The sequence below is a fragment of the Pseudomonas sp. S2_A05 genome (assembly GCF_054668485.1).
In genome coordinates this window covers 3,858,661-3,878,358 of the sequence record NZ_CP162775.1, presented here as the reverse complement: position 1 = coordinate 3,878,358, position 19,698 = coordinate 3,858,661, and the positions used below count along the sequence as shown (strand labels likewise).

Genomic DNA, 19,698 nt, shown 5'->3' with positions numbered 1-19,698 from the left:
CGCGGCATTGCATCCCCGCGTCATTTTTTCCTACGGTACTCCCATGACTTTCGCCTCCCTTGGCCTGATCGAACCCTTGCTGCGCTCCCTCGAGACGCTCGGCTACCAGACCCCGACGCCGGTGCAGGCGCAAGCCATTCCGGCGGTGCTGGCCGGTCGCGACCTGATGGCAGCGGCCCAGACCGGCACCGGTAAAACTGCCGGTTTCGCCTTGCCGCTGTTGCAGTTGCTGGCCATGGAAGGGCCGAAAGTCACCGCCAACTCGGCGCGTGCGCTGATTTTGGTGCCGACCCGCGAGCTGGCGGAGCAGGTCCATGAAGCCGTGCGCCAATACGCCGAGAACCTGCCGCTGCGCACATATGCGGTGTACGGCGGTGTCAGCATCAACCCGCAGATGATGAAGCTGCGCGGCGGCGTCGATGTGCTGGTCGCCACACCCGGCCGTTTGATCGACCTGTTCCGCCAGAACGCGCTGAAACTCGATCAACTGCAAACGCTGGTGCTGGATGAAGCCGATCGTATGCTCGACCTGGGCTTCTCCGAAGAACTGGCGAACATTTACCGCATGCTGCCGAAAAAGCGCCAGACCCTGCTGTTCTCCGCGACCTTCTCCGATGATATCCGCCTGCTTGCCGGGCAGATGCTCAATGATCCTTTGAGCGTCGAAGTCAGCCCGCGCAACGTCGCTGCCAACACGGTCAAGCAGTGGATCGTCACCGTAGACAAGAAGCGCAAGGCCGAACTGTTCGTGCACCTGATGCGCAAGAACAAGTGGAAGCAGGTGCTGGTGTTCGCCAAGACCCGCAACGGCGTCGATGCGCTGGTGGAAAAACTTCAGGGCCTCGGTGTGAATGCTGACGGCATCCATGGCGACAAACCCCAGGCTACGCGCCAGCGCGCGCTGGACCGGTTCAAGCTCAGCGAAGTGCAGATTCTGGTGGCGACCGACGTCGCCGCCCGTGGTCTGGACATCGAAGATCTGCCGCTGGTGGTCAACTTCGATCTGCCGATCGTCGCCGAGGATTACATTCACCGCATCGGCCGCACTGGCCGCGCAGGTGCCACCGGTGAGGCGATCTCGCTGGTGTGTGCCGATGAAGTGAACATGCTCTCGGCCATCGAAATGCTGACGCGGCAGAACCTGAAGCGCCAGAACGAGCCGGATTTCGAACCCGAGCACCGCGTGCCGGACACCGATGCCAGCGGTCAGGTGATCAAGAAACCGAAAAAACCGAAGAAGCCGAAAGCATCGGGCGGTGGCGGTGGAAAACGCAATCTGGGCAAGTGGGTCGACAGCGGCGAGACCTCGGCACCGGAGCCATCGATCAAGCCGGTGCGCAAAGTGCCGGTGTTCAATACCGGACCGCGTAAGCGCAAGCCTTGATTTGATGCGGCGTCTGCGATAACGCCTTCGCGAGCAGGCTCGCTCCCACATTGGGGATGCGTTTCCCTGTAGGAGCTGCGGAACGCTGCGATCTTTTGATGTTGATGTTGATTTTTGAAGATCAAAAGATCGCAGCCTCGTTTCACTCGTCAGCTCCTACAGGGGGTTGTGCTTAAGCCATTGCACGATTCCCAGCCCAGCCGCGCGCCCGCTGGCAAAACACCCGGTCAGCAAATACCCTCCGGTTGGCGCTTCCCAGTCGAGCATCTCGCCCGCACAAAACACCCCCGGCAACGCCTTGAGCATCAAGCGCTCATCCATCGCTTCAAACCGCACTCCACCGGCACTGCTGATCGCTTCGTCCAGCGGACGGGTTTTCACCAGAGTCAGCGGCAACGCTTTGATCGCTCGGGCCAACAGCGCCGGATTGGCGAAGGTTTCGGCATCGGTCAGCTCGCGCAACAACGCTGCTTTAACCCCATCAATCCCCACCTGACTGTGCAGATGCTTGGCCATTGAGCGCGAGCCGCGTGGTTTGCTCAGGGCTGCCTGCAATTTATCCACAGGCCGGCCGGGCAGCAGGTCGATGTGGATAACCGCTGCGCCATAGCGATTGATTTCCTCACGAATCGGCGCCGACAGCGCATAGATCAGGCTGCCTTCAATGCCGGTCGCGGTGATCACGCATTCGCCCAAGCGCGGGATGTCGTCGTTCAAACCGATGGCAATGTTTTTCAGCGGCGCGCCGGCGAATTTGCTCACCATCAGCTCGCTCCAGGCCTGCACCTCGAAGCCGCAATTGCTTGGCTGCAACGGTGCCAGATCCACGCCGCGCTGCTCCAGCGGCAACATCCACGCGCCATCCGAGCCCAGGCGCGACCAACTGCCGCCGCCGAGGGCGAGCAGGGTGGCGTCGGGGTTTACGCTGATTTCGCCTTGCGGACTGGCGATGCGCAATGTGCCGCTTGCGTTCCAACCGAGCCAGCGATGGCGTGTGTGGATAACCACGCCACTGTCGCGCAGGCGTTTGAGCCAGGCGCGCAACAGTGGCGCGGCTTTCATGTCGGTGGGGAACACGCGGCCGGAGCTGCCGATGAAGGTTTCGATGCCCAGATCGTGAATCCACTGGCACAAGGCATCGGCATCGAATGCGCGCAGCAGCGGGGCGATCTGCGGTGCGCGTTCAGCGTAGCGGGAGAGGAACGCCGGGTACGCTTCGGAGTGGGTGATGTTCATGCCGCCGACCCCAGCCAGCAGGAACTTGCGCCCGACCGAGGGCATGCCGTCGTACACGTCGACGCGGATTCCGGCCTGGCTCAGCACTTCGGCGGCCATCAGGCCGGCGGGGCCACCGCCGATGATAGCGACGTGGGTGTTGGCGGGGGCGGAGTTCTGGGTCATGGGCGTGTGCTGCGGTATGGCGGGACAAGGCGCGCATTCTAACAGCGCTGAACCCCTGTAGGAGTGAGCCTGCTCGCGAACGCGGTCTGTCAGTCAATTAGATGTTGTAGGTGCTAAAGCTTTCGCGAGCAGGCTCGCTCCCACCGGGGCTGCGGTGTATTTCGAGGCTGGTTAAAAAACAAACAGTGCGCTGGGCGCCTTGCCCAGCATGGCCTGCAGTCCCTTTCACTCAGGTTATCCACAGCCAGTTCCACAGCGATTGTGGGTAACGCAGCACGTTTCAATGACAGCCGTGTGAATCCCACACTCGTTGCGCGCTGTGATGGAGGATGCCGTGGCGGCGGGCGAGGGCGTGGCGATCCTTGCTATAGCCGCCGCCGATCACCCCGACCACCGGGATGTCGCGGCCCAGACAATGGCGCATCACCCGTTCATCGCGCTCGGCCACCCCGTCGTCGGTCAGTTGCAGATAACCGAGGGCATCGTCCTTGTGCACATCAACGCCAGCGTCGTAGAGCACCAGATCCGGTTGATACAGCGGCAGCAGGTAATTGAGCGTGTCATCGACCACCTGCAGATAGTCGGCATCGCCCATGCCTTTGGGCAGCGGGATGTCCCAGTCACTTTCGGCTTTGCGTGCGGGAAAATTCTTCTCGCAGTGCAGGGAAACGGTAATCGCCTCCGGCGTGTCGTGGAGAATCCGCGCGGTGCCGTCGCCCTGATGCACGTCGCAATCGAAGATCAGCACGCGATTGACCCGGCCGCTCTGCAACAGGTACTGGCTGATGATCGCCAGGTCATTGAAGATGCAGAAGCCGGCAGGGTAATCGTAGTGAGCGTGATGGGTGCCGCCGGCCAGATGACAGGCCAGACCATGCTCAAGGGCTTGCTCTGCCGCGAGGATCGAACCGCCCACTGCACGCACGGTGCGTCGCGCCAGCGCTTCGTTCCACGGCAGGCCGAGGCGCCGTTGGTCTTCGCGGGACAACTCGCCGCTCATGTAGCGTTCGATATAGCTGCGGTCATGGGCGAGGGCGAGGATGTCGTTGGGGCAGATCTGCGGGCGCAGCAGGTCGGCGTCGCGGGTCAGGCCGCTGTCGACCAGGTGATCGCGCAACAGACGAAACTTGTCCATGGGGAAGCGGTGCTCCGCAGGAAACTCAGGGCTGTAGTCTTCGTGATAGATCAACGGCAGAGGCATGGCTTGTTTCGCGCAGAACCTGGGAAAGAATGAACGATCCTACCAGCGATGTAGACTCAACGGCATGGAAATGGAGGGGACGATGGAGCCGATACTGGAGCTGCAAAGCGCGCGGTTATTGATGCGTCAATGGCAGGACGAGGATTTGCCGGCATTCGCCGCGATGTGCGCCGATCCGCAGGTGATGCGCTACTTTCCGGCACCGTTGACCCGGCTCGAAAGTGCCGCATTGATCGGCCGCGTGCGCGGACATTTTGCCGAGCATGGCTTTGGCCTGTGGGCGCTGGAGCGCAAGGACACGGGCGAGTTCATCGGTTTCACCGGGTTGGGCGTGGTCGGCTTCGATGCGCCGTTTACCCCGGCGGTGGAGATCGGCTGGCGTCTGGCCAAGGAACACTGGGGCCTGGGTTACGCCAGCGAAGCGGCGTGGACCGCACTGCGCGCGGGTTTCGACCAGTTGAAGCTGGAGGAAATCGTCTCGTTTACCGCCGGGCAGAATGCGCAGTCGGAGAAGGTCATGCAAGCGATCGGCATGCATCACGATCCACAGGATGATTTCGATCACCCCAAGCTTGCGCTCGATCACCCGTTGCGCCGCCATGTTCTGTATCGCATCAGCCGCGAACAATGGCTGCAAACCTTGCATGAATAAGCCGACACGGACGTTTACAATGGCCGCCATCGTATTTGGCCCGTGCCAGAACCTGAATCGTCCGCCGCAGCCAAGACTGCGCGGCCATTGCTTTGTGTGAGGAGTGCCTAATGAGCCAAGTGCTGGAAGATCTGGTCGATCTGCTGACCCTGGAACCGATCGAAGAAAACCTGTTCCGTGGCCGCAGCCAGGATCTGGGGTTCCGCCAGTTGTTCGGTGGTCAGGTGCTCGGCCAGTCGCTGTCGGCGGCCAGTCAGACGGTGGAAGAAGCGCGCCACGTGCACTCGCTGCACGGTTATTTCCTGCGCCCGGGCGATGCCAAGTTGCCGGTGGTCTATTCGGTTGATCGCGTGCGTGATGGCGGCAGCTTCAGCACCCGCCGCGTGACGGCGATTCAGAAGGGCCACCCGATCTTCACGTGCAGCGCTTCGTTCCAGTACGACGAAAAAGGCTTCGAGCATCAGGGCCAGATGCCCGTGGTGGTCGGCCCGGAAAACCTGCCCTCGGAACTGGAACTGATCCAGCAGCGAGCGCACCTGATTCCCGAGCACATGCGTGAAAAACTGCTGTGTCCGAAACCGATCGAAGTACGCCCGGTTACCGAAAAAGACCCGTACAACCCGCAACCGGCCGATCCGCTGAAGTACGTGTGGTTCCGCGCCGACGGCGCCTTGGCCGACATCCCGGCGCTGCACAAATACCTGCTGGCGTATGCCTCGGACTTCGGCCTGCTGACCACGTCGATGCTGCCCCACGGCAAGTCGGTCTGGCAGAAGGACATGCAGGTCGCCAGCCTTGATCACGCGCTGTGGTTCCACAATGATCTGCGCGCCGATGACTGGTTGCTCTACGCGATGGACAGCCCGTGGGCCGGCAACTCCCGTGGTTTTTCCCGTGGCAGCGTGTTCAACCGTGCCGGGCAACTGGTCGCTTCGGTGACTCAGGAAGGTCTGATCCGCCATCGCAAGGACTGGGCATGAGCCTGACCGAGGTTCGTCATTGGGTGTTCGACATGGACGGCACGCTGACTGTCGCCGTGCATGATTTCGCGGCGATTCGGGTGGCACTGGCGATTCCGCCGGAGGATGACATCCTCACCCACCTCGCTGCATTGCCAGCGGATGAAGCAGCGGCCAAGCATGCCTGGTTGCTCGAGCATGAACGCGATCTGGCGCTGGGCTCGACCCCGGCCACCGGCGCGGTAGAGCTGGTGCGCGACCTGCATGCGCGCGGTTATCGCCTCGGCATTCTCACGCGCAATGCGCGGGAGCTGGCGCACGTGACGCTGGAGGCGATCGGCCTGGCCGACTGCTTCGCGGTCGAGGATGTGCTGGGTCGCGACGAAGCACCGCCGAAGCCGCATCCGGGCGGTTTGCTGAAACTGGCCGAGGCCTGGCAAGTGCCGGCCAGTGACATGGTGATGGTCGGCGATTACCGCTTTGATCTGGATTGCGGTCGAGCAGCGGGGGCGCGGACGGTGTTGGTGAACCTGCCGGATAACCCGTGGCCGGAGTTGACCGATTGGCATGCGAAGGATTGTGTCGAGTTGCGGCGGATGCTGCAGGCCTGAGATCGTTGTTGTCTGATCGGACGCCTTCGCGAGCAGGCTCGCTCCCACAGGGGAATGCATTCCGAGTGTGGCATTTATTCCAAATGTGGGAGCGAGCCTGCTCGCGAAGGGGCCGGTGGATTCATTAGAAAACTCACTGATCAAACAAAGCCTTCTGCCCCTCCGCCGACGTCAGCATGCCATCCCCGTCATGCCCGACCCCAGGCACTTCAATCAGCCGCTGATTGACCCCCTCGGGATGCCGGCGCAGTAAGTAGCCGAAATACATTTTTCCGCGCATCAAGCGGTAAGCCCCTTGCGCCTCGGCCGCGCAGCTCTTGTCCAGCGCCGGATGTTCCGGGTCGACGTCCTGCTGCCCGAGCAGATAAATCACCTCGCGTTTGACGTAAGCGCTCTCGACCTGCAACGGCGTTTGCCCGCCGGCATACACCGGCATGTCCGCCAGGCCGTACTTCCAGCGATTGAAGCCCGGGCATTGTGCGTGGTCGAACGCCACTGGCCGCTGCTCGTTGAAGTACGCATAAGAAGAAGGATTGGCCACTACATAGCGCAAGCGAATGCCGTTGGCCTTGAGCGCTGGCTGATCCTTGGCCAGCAGGGCGTAACGCTGCACCACCTGACCCCCACCGGAGTGGCCGAAGATCACGATCTGCTTCACGTCCGGAAACTGTTTGCGATCGCTGACCCGCGCGACGATTTCATCCAGCGCCGCGTAGGAGCTCAGCGGATTTGGCCCGCTGGACAAGCCGCCGCCCATCCACTCGTTGCCCTGCCAGCGCAGCACCGTTGGCGGCAAGGAGTACAGGGTGACGTCGCTTTCATTGAGAAACTGCGGAGCGATCACCAGCGTGTGCGCGGTCTGCCCGGCGAGTTCGGCGGCGCTTTCCGCGCTTTTGCGGTAGGTCTCGGCGTTGCGCAGGCGACCGTGAATGACGATCAGCACCCGCTCGATCTTCTCCGGTGCCGGGCCGATGCCCACTGCCATTTCCCCGGCCTTGAGTTGCAGGCGACCGGGGCTGATCGCATCGACGCCGGCCGCTTGCGCGGTGCCGACGATGAACAATAACGCCACGAGCCATTTATGCATTTACAGGGTTTTCGCCGCGAAGGTGTCGCACTGGCTTACCTGGCCTTGCGCGAATCCGGTTTTGAACCAGCGCACCCTTTGCGCTGACGTACCGTGGGTAAACGAGTCCGGGACCACACGGCCCTGGCCCTGTTGCTGCAAGCGATCATCGCCGATGGCGTTGGCGGCGTTCAAGGCTTCTTCGATGTCGCCGGGTTCCAGCCAGTTCAGGCGTTTCTGCGCGTTATACGCCCAGACGCCGGCAAGACAGTCGGCCTGCAATTCCTGGCGAACCAGCAAGCCGCCGTCGCCTTCCATCTGCCGGCCTTGCTGACGCGCCGCCTGCATCTTCGCCGAGACGCCCAGCAGCGTCTGCACATGGTGGCCGACTTCGTGCGCAATCACGTAAGCCTGAGCGAAATCGCCGGCGGCTTTGAAGCGCTGCGACATTTCCTGAAAGAACGCCATGTCCAGATAGACCTTCTGGTCTGCCGGGCAATAGAACGGGCCGGTGGCAGAAGTGGCCATGCCGCACGCGGAGTTCACCCGATTGCTGAACAGCACCAGTGTCGGGTCTTTGTATTGGCGTCCGGCCTGCTGGAAGATCGGACCCCAGGTGTCTTCGGTGTCGCCGAGAATCGAGCGGACGAATTCGGCCTGTTCATCATTGGCCGGTGGCGCCTGACGGGTTTGCGAGGTGGGCGCCGGTTGTTCCATCTGGCCGGTCAACTGGCCGAGGATCTGCATCGGGTCCTGGCCGGTGAGCCAGCCGATGCCGACGATCAGCACGATGGCCGTCAGGCTCAGACCCTTGCCGCCACCGAAGCGCATGCCGCCGCCACCGCCGGCATCATCACCCCGGGCGTCGACCACGTTGTCACTGCGTCGGCCTTTTTTCCATAGCATGTGGGAATCCTCTTTTATTGCCGGTGATGAATCTGCTGGTGATGAGTGTTGCCGCTGTGTGAGTGTGGCGCCAGTCCGGTCGTCCGTCCATGCACACGCGCCCACATGGTGCGGGCCTGGTATTGACGGTCGAGCGGGCCGTGAATTCAATCCCGAGTGGAATTTCTTCTGCCGATTCATGAACCCGCTGTTTCGACGGCAGTCTGTGATGTTGCACACTGGCCGGGCGCCGAAGTGGCGGGAATCTTGCCTCGAGGTTTTGCTTAACGGCGGTTTCCCGGCGAAGAAGAGTGCAATCTGTGCGGTTGCTGAAAGCTCTGCCGACTATGATTGCCACACCGATTGCCGCCAGCGCGAACGCTCGCCCGGGTATTTTTTCAGAGATTGCCAATGACCGTCAGCACCCCGCTCTCCGGTGTCAACCAGCCCTTCAAGGGGATCTTGCTGATTGTCGTGGCGACGTTCCTGTTTTCCAGCCACGACGCGTTGTCGAAATACCTCTCCGGTTTTTATCCGATCGTGATGGTGGTGTGGGCGCGCTATGTGGTGCACACCTTGTTGATGGCGGGGATTTTCCTGCCGCAGTCCGGTTTGCGCGTTCTGCGCACCAAAAAACCGTTATGGCAGCTCGCCCGTGCCCTGTGTCTGCTCGGCACCAGCCTGTTTTTCACCACGGCGCTGCTGTACATCCCGCTGGCGGAAGCCACGGCGGTCAACTTTCTCGCGCCGGTACTGGTGACGGCGTTATCGGTGCCGCTGCTCAAGGAACGAGTGACGCGCGGGCAGTGGATCGCGGTGATCTGCGGCTTCATCGGCGTGCTGATCATCGTCCACCCGGGCGGCGAACTGTTCACCCCGGCAATCCTGCTGCCGTTCTGCTCGGCGCTGTTCTTCTGCTTCTACCAATTGCTGACGCGCAAGCTCGCCGAAGTGGACAGCCCGACCACCAGCAACTTCTTCGCCGGGCTGTGCAATACCCTGGTGATGAGCGCGCTGGTGCCGTTCTTCTGGCAGGTGCCGACGTTGCCTCATGCCGCGCTGATGCTGGCGCTGGGCAGTTGCGGGATGACGGCGCATCTGTTCCTGACTCAGGCCTTCCGTCACGCTGCACCAGCCTTGCTGGCGCCGTTCGGCTATTGCCAGATCGTCTTTGCCGGGTTGTTGGGCTGGCTGCTGTTCAATCACACACCGAGCGGGTTGACGGTGATCGGTATTGCGGTGATCTGTTGCAGCGGATTGGCGGCAGCGTGGCAGCAGAGCCGGCGCTGAAGAGCGGAATCCCGGTACAACTTGTGGGAGCGAGCCTGCTCGCGAAAGCGGTGTGTCAGTCACCCTGTTCAGTGGCTGACTTGACGCCTTCGCGAGCAGGCTCGCTCCCACAATGGGATGTATGCAGGCAGGTTATTCGGTAATGGTCGGAATCTTGCGCGGTGCCATGAAGTACATCCACGTCAGTGCGAGGAAGTACATCGCCGGAATCAGCGTGAACAGCACCGTGTAGTTGTTGTTGGTAACGGTGAGGATGTGGCCGACGATCTGGGTCATGAACATCCCGCCGATCGCCGCGCACATGCCGCCGAAGCCGAACACCGTGCTCATCATGTGCTTGGGCGTGTAGTCCATCACCAGGCTCCAGATGTTCGCAGTCCAGGCCTGATGCGCGCCGATCGCCAGCGAGATCGCCGCCACCGCCACCCACAGATTCGCCGAACCGGCGGCCATCACCACGCCGATGATGCAGCAGGCAAACAGCAACATCGACAGCAGCCGCGCCTTGATCGAGTTCATCCCGCGACCGATCAGGAACGAGGACAGAATCCCGCCGCCGACACTGCCGAAGTCAGCCGTGACGTAGATGATGATCAGCGGAATACCCATCTGCGTCACGTTGATGCCGAGGTTGTATTGCTGATTGAGAAACGGCGGCAGCCAGTACAGATAGAACCAGAACACCGGCGCGGTCAGCGAGTAGGCGAGGGCGAAGGCCCAAGTGCCGCGCATGCGCAGGATCTTGCTGAACGGCACGCGGGCCTGTTCCGGTTCGACTTGCTGCTGGATGTAATCGAGTTCCGACTGCTTCACCGTCGGGTGATCTTCCGGATTGAAATACTTCAAGCCCCAGAACAGCAGCCAGATGCCGCCGAGTGCCGCCATGCACAGGAACGCCGCTTGCCAGCCCCACACATGCAGGACCAGTGGCAGCAGCATCGGCGTGAACATCGCGCCGACGTTGGTGCCGGCGTTGAAGATGCCGGTAGCGACAGCGCGTTCACCGGCCGGGAACCACAGGCGCGTGGTTTTCACACAGGCCGGGTAGTTGGCCGCTTCCGTCAGGCCGAGGATGAAGCGGCAGACCATGAAGCCGACTGCCGAGGTCGCCAGGCCATGGGCGCCAGTGGCCAGGCTCCAGAGCAGTACGGCGCAGAAGAACACGCGCTTGACGCCGACCCGGTCGATCAGGCGTCCCTGCAGGACAAAACCGATCGCGTAGCCGACCTGAAACCAGAAGTTGATGTTGGCGTAGTCCATCGCCGTCCAGCTCATTTCCTTGGCGAGGATCGGCTGCATGACGCCGAGGGCGGCGCGGTCGATGTAGTTGAGGGTGGTGGCAAAAAACACCAGCGCCAGCATGCCCCAGCGGGTCTTGCCGACGGCCATGGCGCCGCGGATCTTGTCGCCAATGCCACCCGTGGCAGTGCTCATGGCCGGAGCCATGCGGGAAGTCTGTGAAGGAATCATGTGTTCCACCCGTTTTTGGATTTGTTATTTGGTGTTCTTTTCTGTCGAACACCTTGCCCGGTGGTTAGTGGCCGGACTCGATGTGCAACCGATGTTGGGCAGTGAACAAAAAATCGTCAATTCGCCAAATCGCCTTAGTGTTCGATAATCGCACGCAAAACTAACCGGGTAGTACACTTTAAATTGCTGCGCGCAGGGATGCAGCCAATAATTTCCCTCACTATAAAAACCCATTCCCCGGTAGGAGCTGCCGAAGGCTGCGATCTTTTGATTTTGCTGTTTTGGTAATCAAGATCAAACGATCGCAGCCTTCGGCAGCTCCTACAGTAAAGATAAAGCGGCGCAGTCCGGGAGTTGAAACATGCAGCGTTCCATTGCCACCGTTTCCTTGAGCGGCACCCTGCCGGAAAAACTCGAAGCCATTGCCGCCGCCGGGTTCGACGGCGTGGAGATTTTCGAAAACGACCTCCTTTACTACGACGGCAGTCCCCGGGAAATTAAGCAGATGTGCGCCGATCTGGGGATCGCCATCACCCTGTTTCAGCCGTTCCGTGACTTCGAAGGCTGCCGCCGCGAGCGCCTGGCGCGCAACCTTGAGCGTGCCGAGCGCAAATTCGATCTGATGCAGGAGCTCGGCACCGACCTGGTGCTGGTCTGCAGCAACGCCTCGCCGGACAGTGTCGGCGATCAACAAATCCTCGTCGATGATTTGCGCCTGCTGGCTGAACGCGCCGGCGCCCGTGGCTTGCGCATCGGTTACGAAGCGCTGGCGTGGGGCCGTCACGTCAATACTTATCAACAGGTCTGGGACATCGTCCGTCAGGCTGATCACTCCAACCTCGGCGTGCTGCTCGACAGCTTCCATACCCTGTCGCTGAAGGGCGATCCCAGCGCGATCGCCGACATTCCCGGCGACAAGATCTTCTTCGTGCAAATGGCCGACGCACCGATCCTGGCCATGGATGTGCTGGAGTGGAGTCGGCATTTCCGCTGTTTCCCGGGGCAGGGCGAATTCGATCTGCCGGGTTTCCTCGCGCCGATCATAAAGAGTGGTTATACCGGGCCGCTGTCGCTGGAAATCTTCAACGACGGCTTTCGCGCCGCGCCGCCACGGGCCAACGCCGCCGACGGTTTGCGCTCGCTGCTGTATCTGGAAGAGAAGACCCGTCAGCGTCTCGAGCAGGAAGCGGCGCCGGTGGCCAACCGTGAGATTCTTTTCGAAACGCCGCCGGCCAGCGAATACAACGGCGTGGAATTTCTCGAATTTGCCGTCGACGAAGCGCTGGGCGCGAAGCTCAGTCACTGGCTGCAACGCCTCGGTTTCGCCAAGGCCGGGCAGCATCGCTCCAAGAGTGTCAGCCTGCTGCGTCAGGGCGATATCAACCTGATCCTCAACTCCGAGCCGTATTCCTTCGCCCACAGCTTTTTCGAAGCCCACGGCCCGTCACTGTGCGCCACGGCCGTGCGGGTCAAGGACAGCGCCAGTGCGCTGGCCCGCGCGGTCGCTTACAAGGGGCAGCCCTATCGCGGCCTGGTCGGGCCGAATGAACTGGAGCTGGCGGCGGTGCGCGCACCGGACGGCAGCCTGATTTATCTGGTCGATGCGGAAGCCGATGTGTACGGCACCGATTTCAATCTGTTGCCGGACGCGCAGACCGGCGGCGGCCTCAAGCGTATCGATCACATGGCCATGGCACTGCCGGCGGACAGCCTCGACAGTTGGGTGCTGTTTTACAAAAGCCTGCTGGATTTCGAAGCCGACGATGAAGTGGTGCTGCCCGATCCGTACGGTCTGGTGAAGAGCCGCGCACTGCGTAGCCGCGACAGTTCGATCCGGCTGCCGCTGAACATTTCCGAGAACCGCAACACTGCCATTTCGCATGCGCTGTCGAGTTATCGCGGCTCCGGCGTGCATCACATCGCCTTCGATTGTGACGACATCTTCGCCCAGGTCAGTCGCGCCAAAGAGGCCGGTGTGCCGCTGCTGGACATCCCGCTGAATTACTACGACGACCTCGCGGCGCGTTTCGATTTCGACGATGAGTTTCTCAGCGAGCTGGCCTATTACAACGTGCTCTACGACCGTGACGCCCAGGGCGGCGAGTTGTTTCACGTCTACACCGAGCCGTTCGAGGGGCGTTTCTTCTTCGAGATCATCCAGCGCAAGAATGGCTATGCCGGCTACGGCGCGGCCAACGTTGCGGTGCGGCTGGCGGCGATGGCCAAATCCCGCAGCGGTGCGGTGCGTCAGGCGAAGTTGTAGGGAATTCGTAAACGCGGGATTAAACACCGGCTGCGCGGCTTCCTTCACTGTCCCGCGCGGCCCATAATCGCCAGCTTGTGCAGTGATGGCCGTGAGCCCGCGATGACCATGAATTCAGAACTTTCCGCCGCTGCTGTCGAGTCCGACGCAGTGCCGCGCAAGAGTCGCAAGAACAACCCGGAAAAGACCCGCGAAAACATTCTCCAGGAGGCGATCGTCGAGTTCGTCCAGCAGGGCTTGTCCGGCGCCCGCGTCGACGCGATTGCCGAGCGCATCCACACCTCCAAGCGCATGATCTATTACTACTTCGGCAGCAAGGAGCAGTTGTACGTCGAGGTGCTGGAGAAGCTTTACGGCGATATCCGCAGCACGGAAAACCGCCTGCACCTGGACGAGCTGCCGCCCGAGCTGGCGATCCGTCGGTTGGTGGAATTCACCTTCGATCACCATGACCACAACGTCGATTTCGTGCGCATCGTCAGCATCGAAAACATCCACAACGCCGAGTACGTAAAGCGTTCCGATGCGATCAAGGCGCTGAACAACACGATCCTCGACACCTTGGGCGGGATTCTGCAACGAGGCGCGGACGAAGGTCTGTTCCGGCGTGGCATCGATGCGCTGGACGTGCACCTGCTGATCAGTTCGTTCTGCTTCTATCGCGTGTCGAACCGCCACACGCTGGGAGAAATCTTCCAGATCGACCTGCCGGACGAAACCATCAAGCAGCGCCACCGAGAGATGATCTGCGAATCGGTGTTGCGCTACCTGAAGGCCTGACTCGATCCCCCCTGTGGGAGCGAGCCTGCTCGCGAAAGCGGTGTGTCAGTCGCCCTGTTCGTTGACTGAATCGACGCCTTCGCGAGCAGGCTCGCTCCCACAAGAGTTACCCTGTTGGTCAGCCATTCATGCTCTGAAAATGCTCGAGCATGCGCTGCGCATCCGGCACCACGCCGCTGAACAATTCAAACGCCTTCACCGCCTGAAACACCGCCATGTTGCCGCCATCCAGGGTGCGGCAGCCCAAGGCGCGGGCGTCGCGCAGCAGTTCGGTTTCCAGCGGGAAATACACAATTTCCGCGACCCACATTTCCCTGCGCAGCAACCCGGCCGGCACCGGTGAACCCGGCAGCTTGGCCATGCCCATCGGCGTGGTGTTGACCAGACCATCGGTCTGCGCCAGCGCCCTGGGCAAATCCGCTCCGGCCTGCGCGCGACCGGCGCCAAAATGTTGATTCAGATTGTTCGCCAGACTTTCCGCGCGCTCGCGATCGACATCAAAAATCGTCAATTGCCGTACGCCTTCGCTGAGCAGCGCGTGGGCCACTGCCGCGCCAGCCCCACCGGCGCCCATCTGGACGACACGTTCACGGGCAGCGTCTGTCAGACCCCGGCGAAAGCCCTCGGCGAAACCGAGGCAATCGGTGTTGTGGCCGACACGCTTGCCGTCCTTCAGCACCACGGTGTTGACCGCGCCGATGCCACGGGCTTCCGGCGATAACTCATCGAGCAGCGGGATGACCGCCTGTTTGCACGGGAAAGTGATGTTCAGTCCGGTGTAATTCATCCGCTCCGCCGCTTGCAGCAGGTCGGGCAGGGCCGTGCTGTCGAGGTGCAATTGATCGAGGTCGATGAGCTGGTACAGATAACGCAGGCCCTGCGCATCACCTTCGTGCTCATGCAGTGCCGGTGTACGTGAAGCCTGAATCCCGGCGCCGATCAGCCCGGCGAGTATCACCCTGGAACGCGACATGGTTCTTACCTCTGCAACCGCTGACTGAAATGCTCCAGCGCCAGGCGGTAGCCATGGCTGCCGAACCCGCACATCACCGCCGTGGCGATGCCGGAAACAAATGAATGATGACGAAACGGCTCACGGGCATGCACGTTGGACAGATGCACCTCGATCACCGGCAATTCACTGGCGACCAGTGCATCGCGAATCGCCACGGACGTATGCGTCCACGCCGCCGGATTGATCACGATCCCGGCACAACGACCACGCGCGGCGTGAATCCAGTCGAGCAGCTCGCCTTCATGATTGGTCTGGCGAAATTCCACGGTCAGGCCGAACTCGTCAGCCGCGCGACCACACAGTGCAGAAATATCGGCCAGGGTTTCATGACCATAAGTCGCCGGCTCGCGGGTGCCGAGCAGGTTCAGGTTCGGGCCGTTAAGCACCAGAACGATAGGGGGCATGGGGTAACTCCACTTATTGTTTTTGGCATTGGCCGAGAGGGTTCAGCCTGTGGAGATAAAATGTACTAGATGGTTACATCGGTCAATTGGACAACTTTAAGAGCTGTAATTTTCGTTCGGTGATCGCACAGGGGGGATCATGCCAAGCGTAATTTCAAAACGTAACGACAGCTTTTCTTACGTTTTTCTCGGCTCATTTCTCGAGCACCAACCCCACGCCCGCTAGTCTTCAGTGACCTCCGGCACATCGCTTTGTGTTAACCGGTCGTCGGACTCGAAAGGAAATTCGAGCTCTGGAAATCAATTAACCTAACGGATGGGTTAGCATGAAGATATGCAGCTACAAAGGAATGTCGATTCGCATCATGTTGAGAGACGAACACTGCCCACCGCACGCCCATGTAGATGCGGGTGCCTGGAATGCCCGCTTCCGGTTCAGCTTCTGGCACAACGAAGTTGATCTGTGGGATGTCGTGCCGCTGTCCCGACGACCACCGCTCGCTGTGCTGAACGGCTTGTGTCTGTCACTTGGACAACCGGCGCACCTGCGTCGAGCACGAGGGATCTGGTGGTCGGGCTTGAAGACCGTTTGTCTCGATAATCAGATATGGGACTGCCAAGCAAACGAAGTGCCCGTGATGAAGCCAGTCACCGACGAGACCTACAGGATCGGATCGGCGCGCTATGAACCCGATGAAGACAAGGTGCTGCTGTCCTTGATCGGCAAGTTGGAAGGAGTTGAGATCGAATTATGAAAGTCATCAAGGCAAAACCGTCGGTGCATCGCCCCCTGACGGAAGAAATGCTCGATGCCGCCATCACACTTGGCGAAGTACGACAGGCCAATGGTTTGCAGGCCGTGTCAGTGAGCTTCGAAGAATCCTCTTTGGTCATTCGTTTCGAGGACGGCAGCGGTGTTTTGCTTCCGGTGAAGCTGTATCCCGAATTCGCGGGGTTTGAAGCGGGCGATTATGCAAGCCTGACGATCGGCTTCGCCGGCACTGCGCTGTGCCATGAGGGTAAGGATCTGGATATTTCCATTGCCGGAATGATTTCAGCGAGCCCGCCACTTATGCGCATGGCCGCGTCGATCGTCGCCTCGCGCAACGGGCGTCAAAGCAGCGCTGCGAAATCTGCGGCAGCGCGAGCCAATGGCAAAAAAGGCGGGCGTCCACGTAAAACTGATATCGCGCCATAGCACCCACAAAAAAGCCGTCAATCACGACGGCTTTTCCGTATCCGCTACCCGCAATCAACGCCGGGTCAGCAGCACACCGGATTCCATGTGGTGGGTCCACGGGAACTGGTCAAACATCGCGCACTTGGTAATGCGGTGGGTGTCATGCAGCTGGGCGATGTTGGCCGCCAGGGTGTCAGGGTTGCAGGAGATGTAGAGGATGTTGTCGAAGCGTCGTGTCAGCTCGCAGGTGTCCGGGTCCATGCCGGCGCGTGGTGGGTCGACGAAGACGCTGCCGAATTCGTAACTCTTCAGATCGATGCCGTGCAGGCGGCGGAACGGGCGCACTTCGTTGAGCGCTTCGGTCAGCTCCTCGGCGGACAAACGCACCAGCGTAACGTTATCCACAGCGTTTTCGCTGAGGTTGCTCAGGGCCGCGTTGACCGAAGTCTTGCTGATTTCGGTAGCGAGCACTTTGCGCACGCGAGTCGCCAGCGGCAGGGTGAAGTTGCCGTTGCCGCAGTACAACTCGAGCAGATCGTCGCTGCGATCGCCCAGCGCGTCGTATGCCCAATTGAGCATTTTCTGGTTCACCGTGCCGTTGGGCTGGGTGAAGGCGCCTTCGGGCTGGCGATAGCTGAAGGTGCGGCCGCCGACTTCGAGTTTCTCGACGACATAGTCCTGACCGAGCACTTCGCGCTTGCCTTTGGAACGGCCGATGATGCTCACGCCGAGATCTGCCGACAGCTTCGTTGCTGCCGCATGCCAGTGCTCGTCCAGCGGACGGTGATAGCACAGGGTGATCATCGCGTCGCCGGCCAGCGTGGTCAGAAATTCGACTTGGAACAGCTTGTGGCTCAGCGCCGAACTGGCTTGCCACGCGGCCTTCAACTGCGGCATCAACTGGTTGATGCGCAGGCTGGCAATCGGGAATTCTTCGATAAGGATCGGTGTGCGTTTGTCGTCCTGAGAGAACATCGCGTAGTGGCGTTCGCCGCCCTCGCGCCACAGGCGGAATTCGGCGCGCAGGCGGAAGTTCTGCAGAGGCGAGTCAAACACCGTCGGCGCAGGTGCATCGAACGGTGCCAGCAGATCACGCAAGCGCGTGACCTTGGCTTCGAGTTGTTCGGCGTAGGCTTGGGAATCGAAACTCATGCGTTGAACCAACCCAACTTGATCACAAACAGAATCGACAGAATCACCAGTGCCGGGTTCAGCTCACGGGCGCGGCCGGACAGCAGCTTGATGGCGGTCCAGGCGATGAAGCCGAAAGCGATGCCATTGGCGATCGAATAGGTGAACGGCATCGCCAGTGCTGTGACCACAACCGGCGCAGCCACGGTGATGTCGTCCCAGTCTATTTCCGCCAGGCCGGAAGTCATCAGCACGGCGACGAACAGCAGCGCTGGTGCGGTGGCGAATGCCGGAACGCTGGCCGCCAGTGGCGAGAAGAACAGCGCCAGCAGAAACAGGATCGCCACGACGATGGCGGTCAGGCCCGTGCGGCCACCGGCACTGACGCCGGCAGCGGATTCGATGTAACTGGTCGTGGTCGAAGTACCCAGCAGCGAGCCGGCCATGGCCGCCGTGCTGTCGGCGATCAGCGCGCGGCCCATTTTCGGCATGTGGCCGTCCTTGCCCATCAGGCCGGCGCGCTTGGCGACGCCGATCAGGGTCCCGGAGTTGTCGAACAGGTCGACGAACAGGAAGGCGAAAATCACGCTGACCAGACCGATGTCCAGTGCGCCTTTGATGTCCAGTTGCAGGAAGGTTGGCGCCAGCGACGGCGGCATTGACATGATGCCGCCGAAGTCGGTGACGTTCAGTACGATCGAGGCGATGGTCACTGCCAGAATGCCGATCAGCACCGCGCCGCGCACTTTCAGCGCTTCGAGGGCGACGATCACGGCAAAGCCGACGGTGGCCAGAATCGGTGCCGGTTTGGTCAGATCGCCGAGGCCGACCATGGTCGCCGGGTTGCTGACCACGATGCCGGCATTGTGCAGGGCGATCAGTGCCAGGAACAGGCCGATACCGGCGGCAATCGCCGAGCGCAGCGGCAGCGGAATGGCGTTGATGATCCATTCACGGATGCGGAAGATCGACAGCAGAAAGAACAGCACGGCGGAAATGAACACCGCACCCAGCGCCACCTGCCAGGTGTGGCCCATGTGCAGCACCACGGTGTAGGTAAAGAAGGCGTTCAGGCCCATGCCCGGAGCGAGAGCGATCGGGTAGTTGGCGATCAGGCCCATCACGGTCGAGCCGATGGCAGCCGCCAGACAGGTGGCGACGAAGATCGCGCCCTTGTCCATGCCGGTCTCGCCGAGGATGCTCGGGTTGACGAACAGAATGTAAGCCATGGCCAGGAAAGTCGTGACGCCCGCAAGAATTTCGGTGCGCACGTTGGTGTTGTGTGCCTTGAGTTGAAACAGCCTTTCCAGCATGTCTGCTCCCCGTGGCGCGCGTTGCGCCGTGAATGTATCGACCTCAACAGCAAAGCACAGACCGTCGCAAGCGCCTGGAAAATTGTCGTGGGCCGGAAAAAGCCGCGCATCATACCAGCCGCGTGAGGAATTTGGCGGATGTTGGTGTCGATCGTCGGCGAAGTTTTGCGCAGCCGACAACTGCGCCATACTGCGCGCTGATTTTTTGGAGTGGGCAGGCATGCGCAACGGTTGGATCAGGATTTTCGGATGGATTGCAGCACTGCTGCTGACAGCTCCGGCGTTCGCGGCATCGGCGCCGCCACTCTCCGAGGTGAAGGTGATCAAAGTGCAGTCACCGTCCTGCGGCCTGGAAGATATTGCCGATAACCAGCCGCAAACCCAATGCAATCACAGCGGGCCGAATATCAAAGTCTTCGTGCTGGAAGTCGGCTATGGCCAGAACCAGCCACACGTGACTCTGGATGGCTTCGAGGTCAACGGCACCAGAGGTCCGGTGTGCGCCTTCGATAATGGCAATCTCACCGAATGCACCCCCGGCAGCAAAACCGTCGGATCTCTTTATACCTTCGATCTGGCCGGCAAACAGGAAGGCACCTTCAACTTCAGCAACACCTCGATCAACGCCCCGCGCAACACGCTTTCGACCCAGCTTTACATCAAGTAACGGCTGTCTGCGAACAGGGTGGGACA

The 19,698-nt window shown here is 61.0% G+C and carries 19 protein-coding genes; 10 read left to right on the top strand and 9 right to left on the bottom strand.

Going from position 1 to position 19,698, the window contains the following annotated elements:
- The first annotated feature begins 43 nt into the window (after positions 1-43).
- Positions 44-1,384, top strand: coding sequence for a DEAD/DEAH box helicase (locus AB4O12_RS17675; RefSeq protein WP_125918182.1), 1,341 nt, complete (start codon positions 44-46; stop codon positions 1,382-1,384).
- A gap of 156 nt (positions 1,385-1,540) precedes the next feature.
- Here the strand turns inward: AB4O12_RS17675 and AB4O12_RS17670 are convergent, their stop codons facing one another.
- Positions 1,541-2,785 (bottom strand): TIGR03862 family flavoprotein, encoded by a 1,245-nt coding sequence (locus tag AB4O12_RS17670; protein WP_460059269.1) that lies wholly within the window; start codon positions 2,783-2,785, stop codon positions 1,541-1,543.
- A 280-nt stretch (positions 2,786-3,065) separates the two neighbouring features.
- Complete coding sequence (locus AB4O12_RS17665; protein ID WP_095181878.1) at positions 3,066-3,986, bottom strand: histone deacetylase family protein; 921 nt, start codon at positions 3,984-3,986, stop codon at positions 3,066-3,068.
- A gap of 82 nt (positions 3,987-4,068) precedes the next feature.
- Between AB4O12_RS17665 and AB4O12_RS17660 the strand changes: the two genes are divergently transcribed.
- The 3 genes from AB4O12_RS17660 (at position 4,069) to AB4O12_RS17650 (ending at position 6,208) form a co-directional block, all read left to right on the top strand.
- Positions 4,069-4,638, top strand: coding sequence for a GNAT family N-acetyltransferase (locus AB4O12_RS17660; protein WP_024014420.1), 570 nt, complete (start codon positions 4,069-4,071; stop codon positions 4,636-4,638).
- A 110-nt stretch (positions 4,639-4,748) separates the two neighbouring features.
- Positions 4,749-5,618, top strand: coding sequence for an acyl-CoA thioesterase II (gene tesB, locus AB4O12_RS17655; RefSeq protein ID WP_095181876.1), 870 nt, complete (start codon positions 4,749-4,751; stop codon positions 5,616-5,618).
- Positions 5,615-6,208 (top strand): HAD family hydrolase, encoded by a 594-nt coding sequence (locus AB4O12_RS17650; RefSeq protein ID WP_056790576.1) that lies wholly within the window; start codon positions 5,615-5,617, stop codon positions 6,206-6,208. The genes tesB and AB4O12_RS17650 overlap by 4 nt, the downstream gene beginning before the upstream one ends.
- A 133-nt stretch (positions 6,209-6,341) precedes the next feature.
- On the opposite strand, the gene AB4O12_RS17645 is transcribed toward AB4O12_RS17650, so the two are convergent.
- Both AB4O12_RS17645 and ypfJ read right to left on the bottom strand, forming a co-directional pair.
- Positions 6,342-7,295 (bottom strand): alpha/beta fold hydrolase, encoded by a 954-nt coding sequence (locus AB4O12_RS17645; RefSeq protein WP_095181875.1) that lies wholly within the window; start codon positions 7,293-7,295, stop codon positions 6,342-6,344.
- On the bottom strand, positions 7,296-8,180 hold the full coding sequence (gene ypfJ / locus AB4O12_RS17640) for a KPN_02809 family neutral zinc metallopeptidase (protein WP_016773076.1): 885 nt from the start codon (positions 8,178-8,180) through the stop codon (positions 7,296-7,298).
- A 390-nt stretch (positions 8,181-8,570) separates the two neighbouring features.
- Here ypfJ and AB4O12_RS17635 point away from each other — a divergent pair, with 390 nt between their 5' ends.
- Positions 8,571-9,449, top strand: a complete 879-nt coding sequence (locus AB4O12_RS17635) for a DMT family transporter (protein WP_041477756.1) — start codon at positions 8,571-8,573, stop codon at positions 9,447-9,449.
- 132 nt (positions 9,450-9,581) lie between these two features.
- Here AB4O12_RS17635 and AB4O12_RS17630 read toward each other — a convergent pair whose 3' ends face one another.
- Positions 9,582-10,919: an MFS transporter gene (locus AB4O12_RS17630; RefSeq protein WP_056790566.1), complete on the bottom strand. Its 1,338-nt coding sequence runs from the start codon at positions 10,917-10,919 to the stop codon at positions 9,582-9,584.
- Positions 10,920-11,280: 361 nt separating this feature from the next.
- On the opposite strand from AB4O12_RS17630, the gene quiC reads away from it, so the two are divergent.
- Together quiC and AB4O12_RS17620 are read left to right on the top strand one after the other, a co-directional pair.
- Positions 11,281-13,182, top strand: coding sequence for a 3-dehydroshikimate dehydratase QuiC (gene quiC, locus AB4O12_RS17625; protein ID WP_252878937.1), 1,902 nt, complete (start codon positions 11,281-11,283; stop codon positions 13,180-13,182).
- Between the two features lie 102 nt (positions 13,183-13,284).
- The gene (locus tag AB4O12_RS17620; RefSeq protein WP_016773079.1) at positions 13,285-13,962 is read left to right on the top strand and encodes a TetR/AcrR family transcriptional regulator; all 678 of its coding nucleotides are present in this window, start codon (positions 13,285-13,287) and stop codon (positions 13,960-13,962) included.
- A gap of 118 nt (positions 13,963-14,080) precedes the next feature.
- On the opposite strand, the gene AB4O12_RS17615 is transcribed toward AB4O12_RS17620, so the two are convergent.
- Positions 14,081-14,935 carry a shikimate dehydrogenase gene (locus AB4O12_RS17615; RefSeq protein WP_460059263.1) on the bottom strand — a complete coding sequence of 285 codons (855 nt, stop codon included), beginning with the start codon at positions 14,933-14,935 and terminating at the stop codon, positions 14,081-14,083.
- 5 nt (positions 14,936-14,940) lie between these two features.
- On the bottom strand, positions 14,941-15,381 hold the full coding sequence (gene aroQ, locus AB4O12_RS17610) for a type II 3-dehydroquinate dehydratase (protein WP_122603859.1): 441 nt from the start codon (positions 15,379-15,381) through the stop codon (positions 14,941-14,943).
- Positions 15,382-15,707: 326 nt separating this feature from the next.
- On the opposite strand from aroQ, the gene AB4O12_RS17605 reads away from it, so the two are divergent.
- Positions 15,708-16,136: a DUF4160 domain-containing protein gene (locus tag AB4O12_RS17605; RefSeq protein ID WP_236168713.1), complete on the top strand. Its 429-nt coding sequence runs from the start codon at positions 15,708-15,710 to the stop codon at positions 16,134-16,136.
- Positions 16,133-16,579 carry a DUF2442 domain-containing protein gene (locus AB4O12_RS17600; RefSeq protein ID WP_236168712.1) on the top strand — a complete coding sequence of 149 codons (447 nt, stop codon included), beginning with the start codon at positions 16,133-16,135 and terminating at the stop codon, positions 16,577-16,579. Before AB4O12_RS17605 ends, AB4O12_RS17600 begins: the two co-directional genes overlap by 4 nt.
- A gap of 54 nt (positions 16,580-16,633) precedes the next feature.
- Here AB4O12_RS17600 and trmA read toward each other — a convergent pair whose 3' ends face one another.
- Complete coding sequence (gene trmA / locus AB4O12_RS17595; RefSeq protein ID WP_460059260.1) at positions 16,634-17,713, bottom strand: tRNA (uridine(54)-C5)-methyltransferase TrmA; 1,080 nt, start codon at positions 17,711-17,713, stop codon at positions 16,634-16,636.
- Entirely contained in the window at positions 17,710-19,005 is a 1,296-nt protein-coding gene (locus AB4O12_RS17590) for an NCS2 family permease (RefSeq protein WP_460059258.1), read from the bottom strand. The genes trmA and AB4O12_RS17590 overlap by 4 nt, the downstream gene beginning before the upstream one ends.
- 220 nt (positions 19,006-19,225) lie before the next feature.
- Between AB4O12_RS17590 and AB4O12_RS17585 the strand changes: the two genes are divergently transcribed.
- On the top strand, positions 19,226-19,672 hold the full coding sequence (locus AB4O12_RS17585) for a DUF4879 domain-containing protein (RefSeq protein WP_256811783.1): 447 nt from the start codon (positions 19,226-19,228) through the stop codon (positions 19,670-19,672).
- The last annotated feature ends 26 nt before the right edge of the window (positions 19,673-19,698 follow it).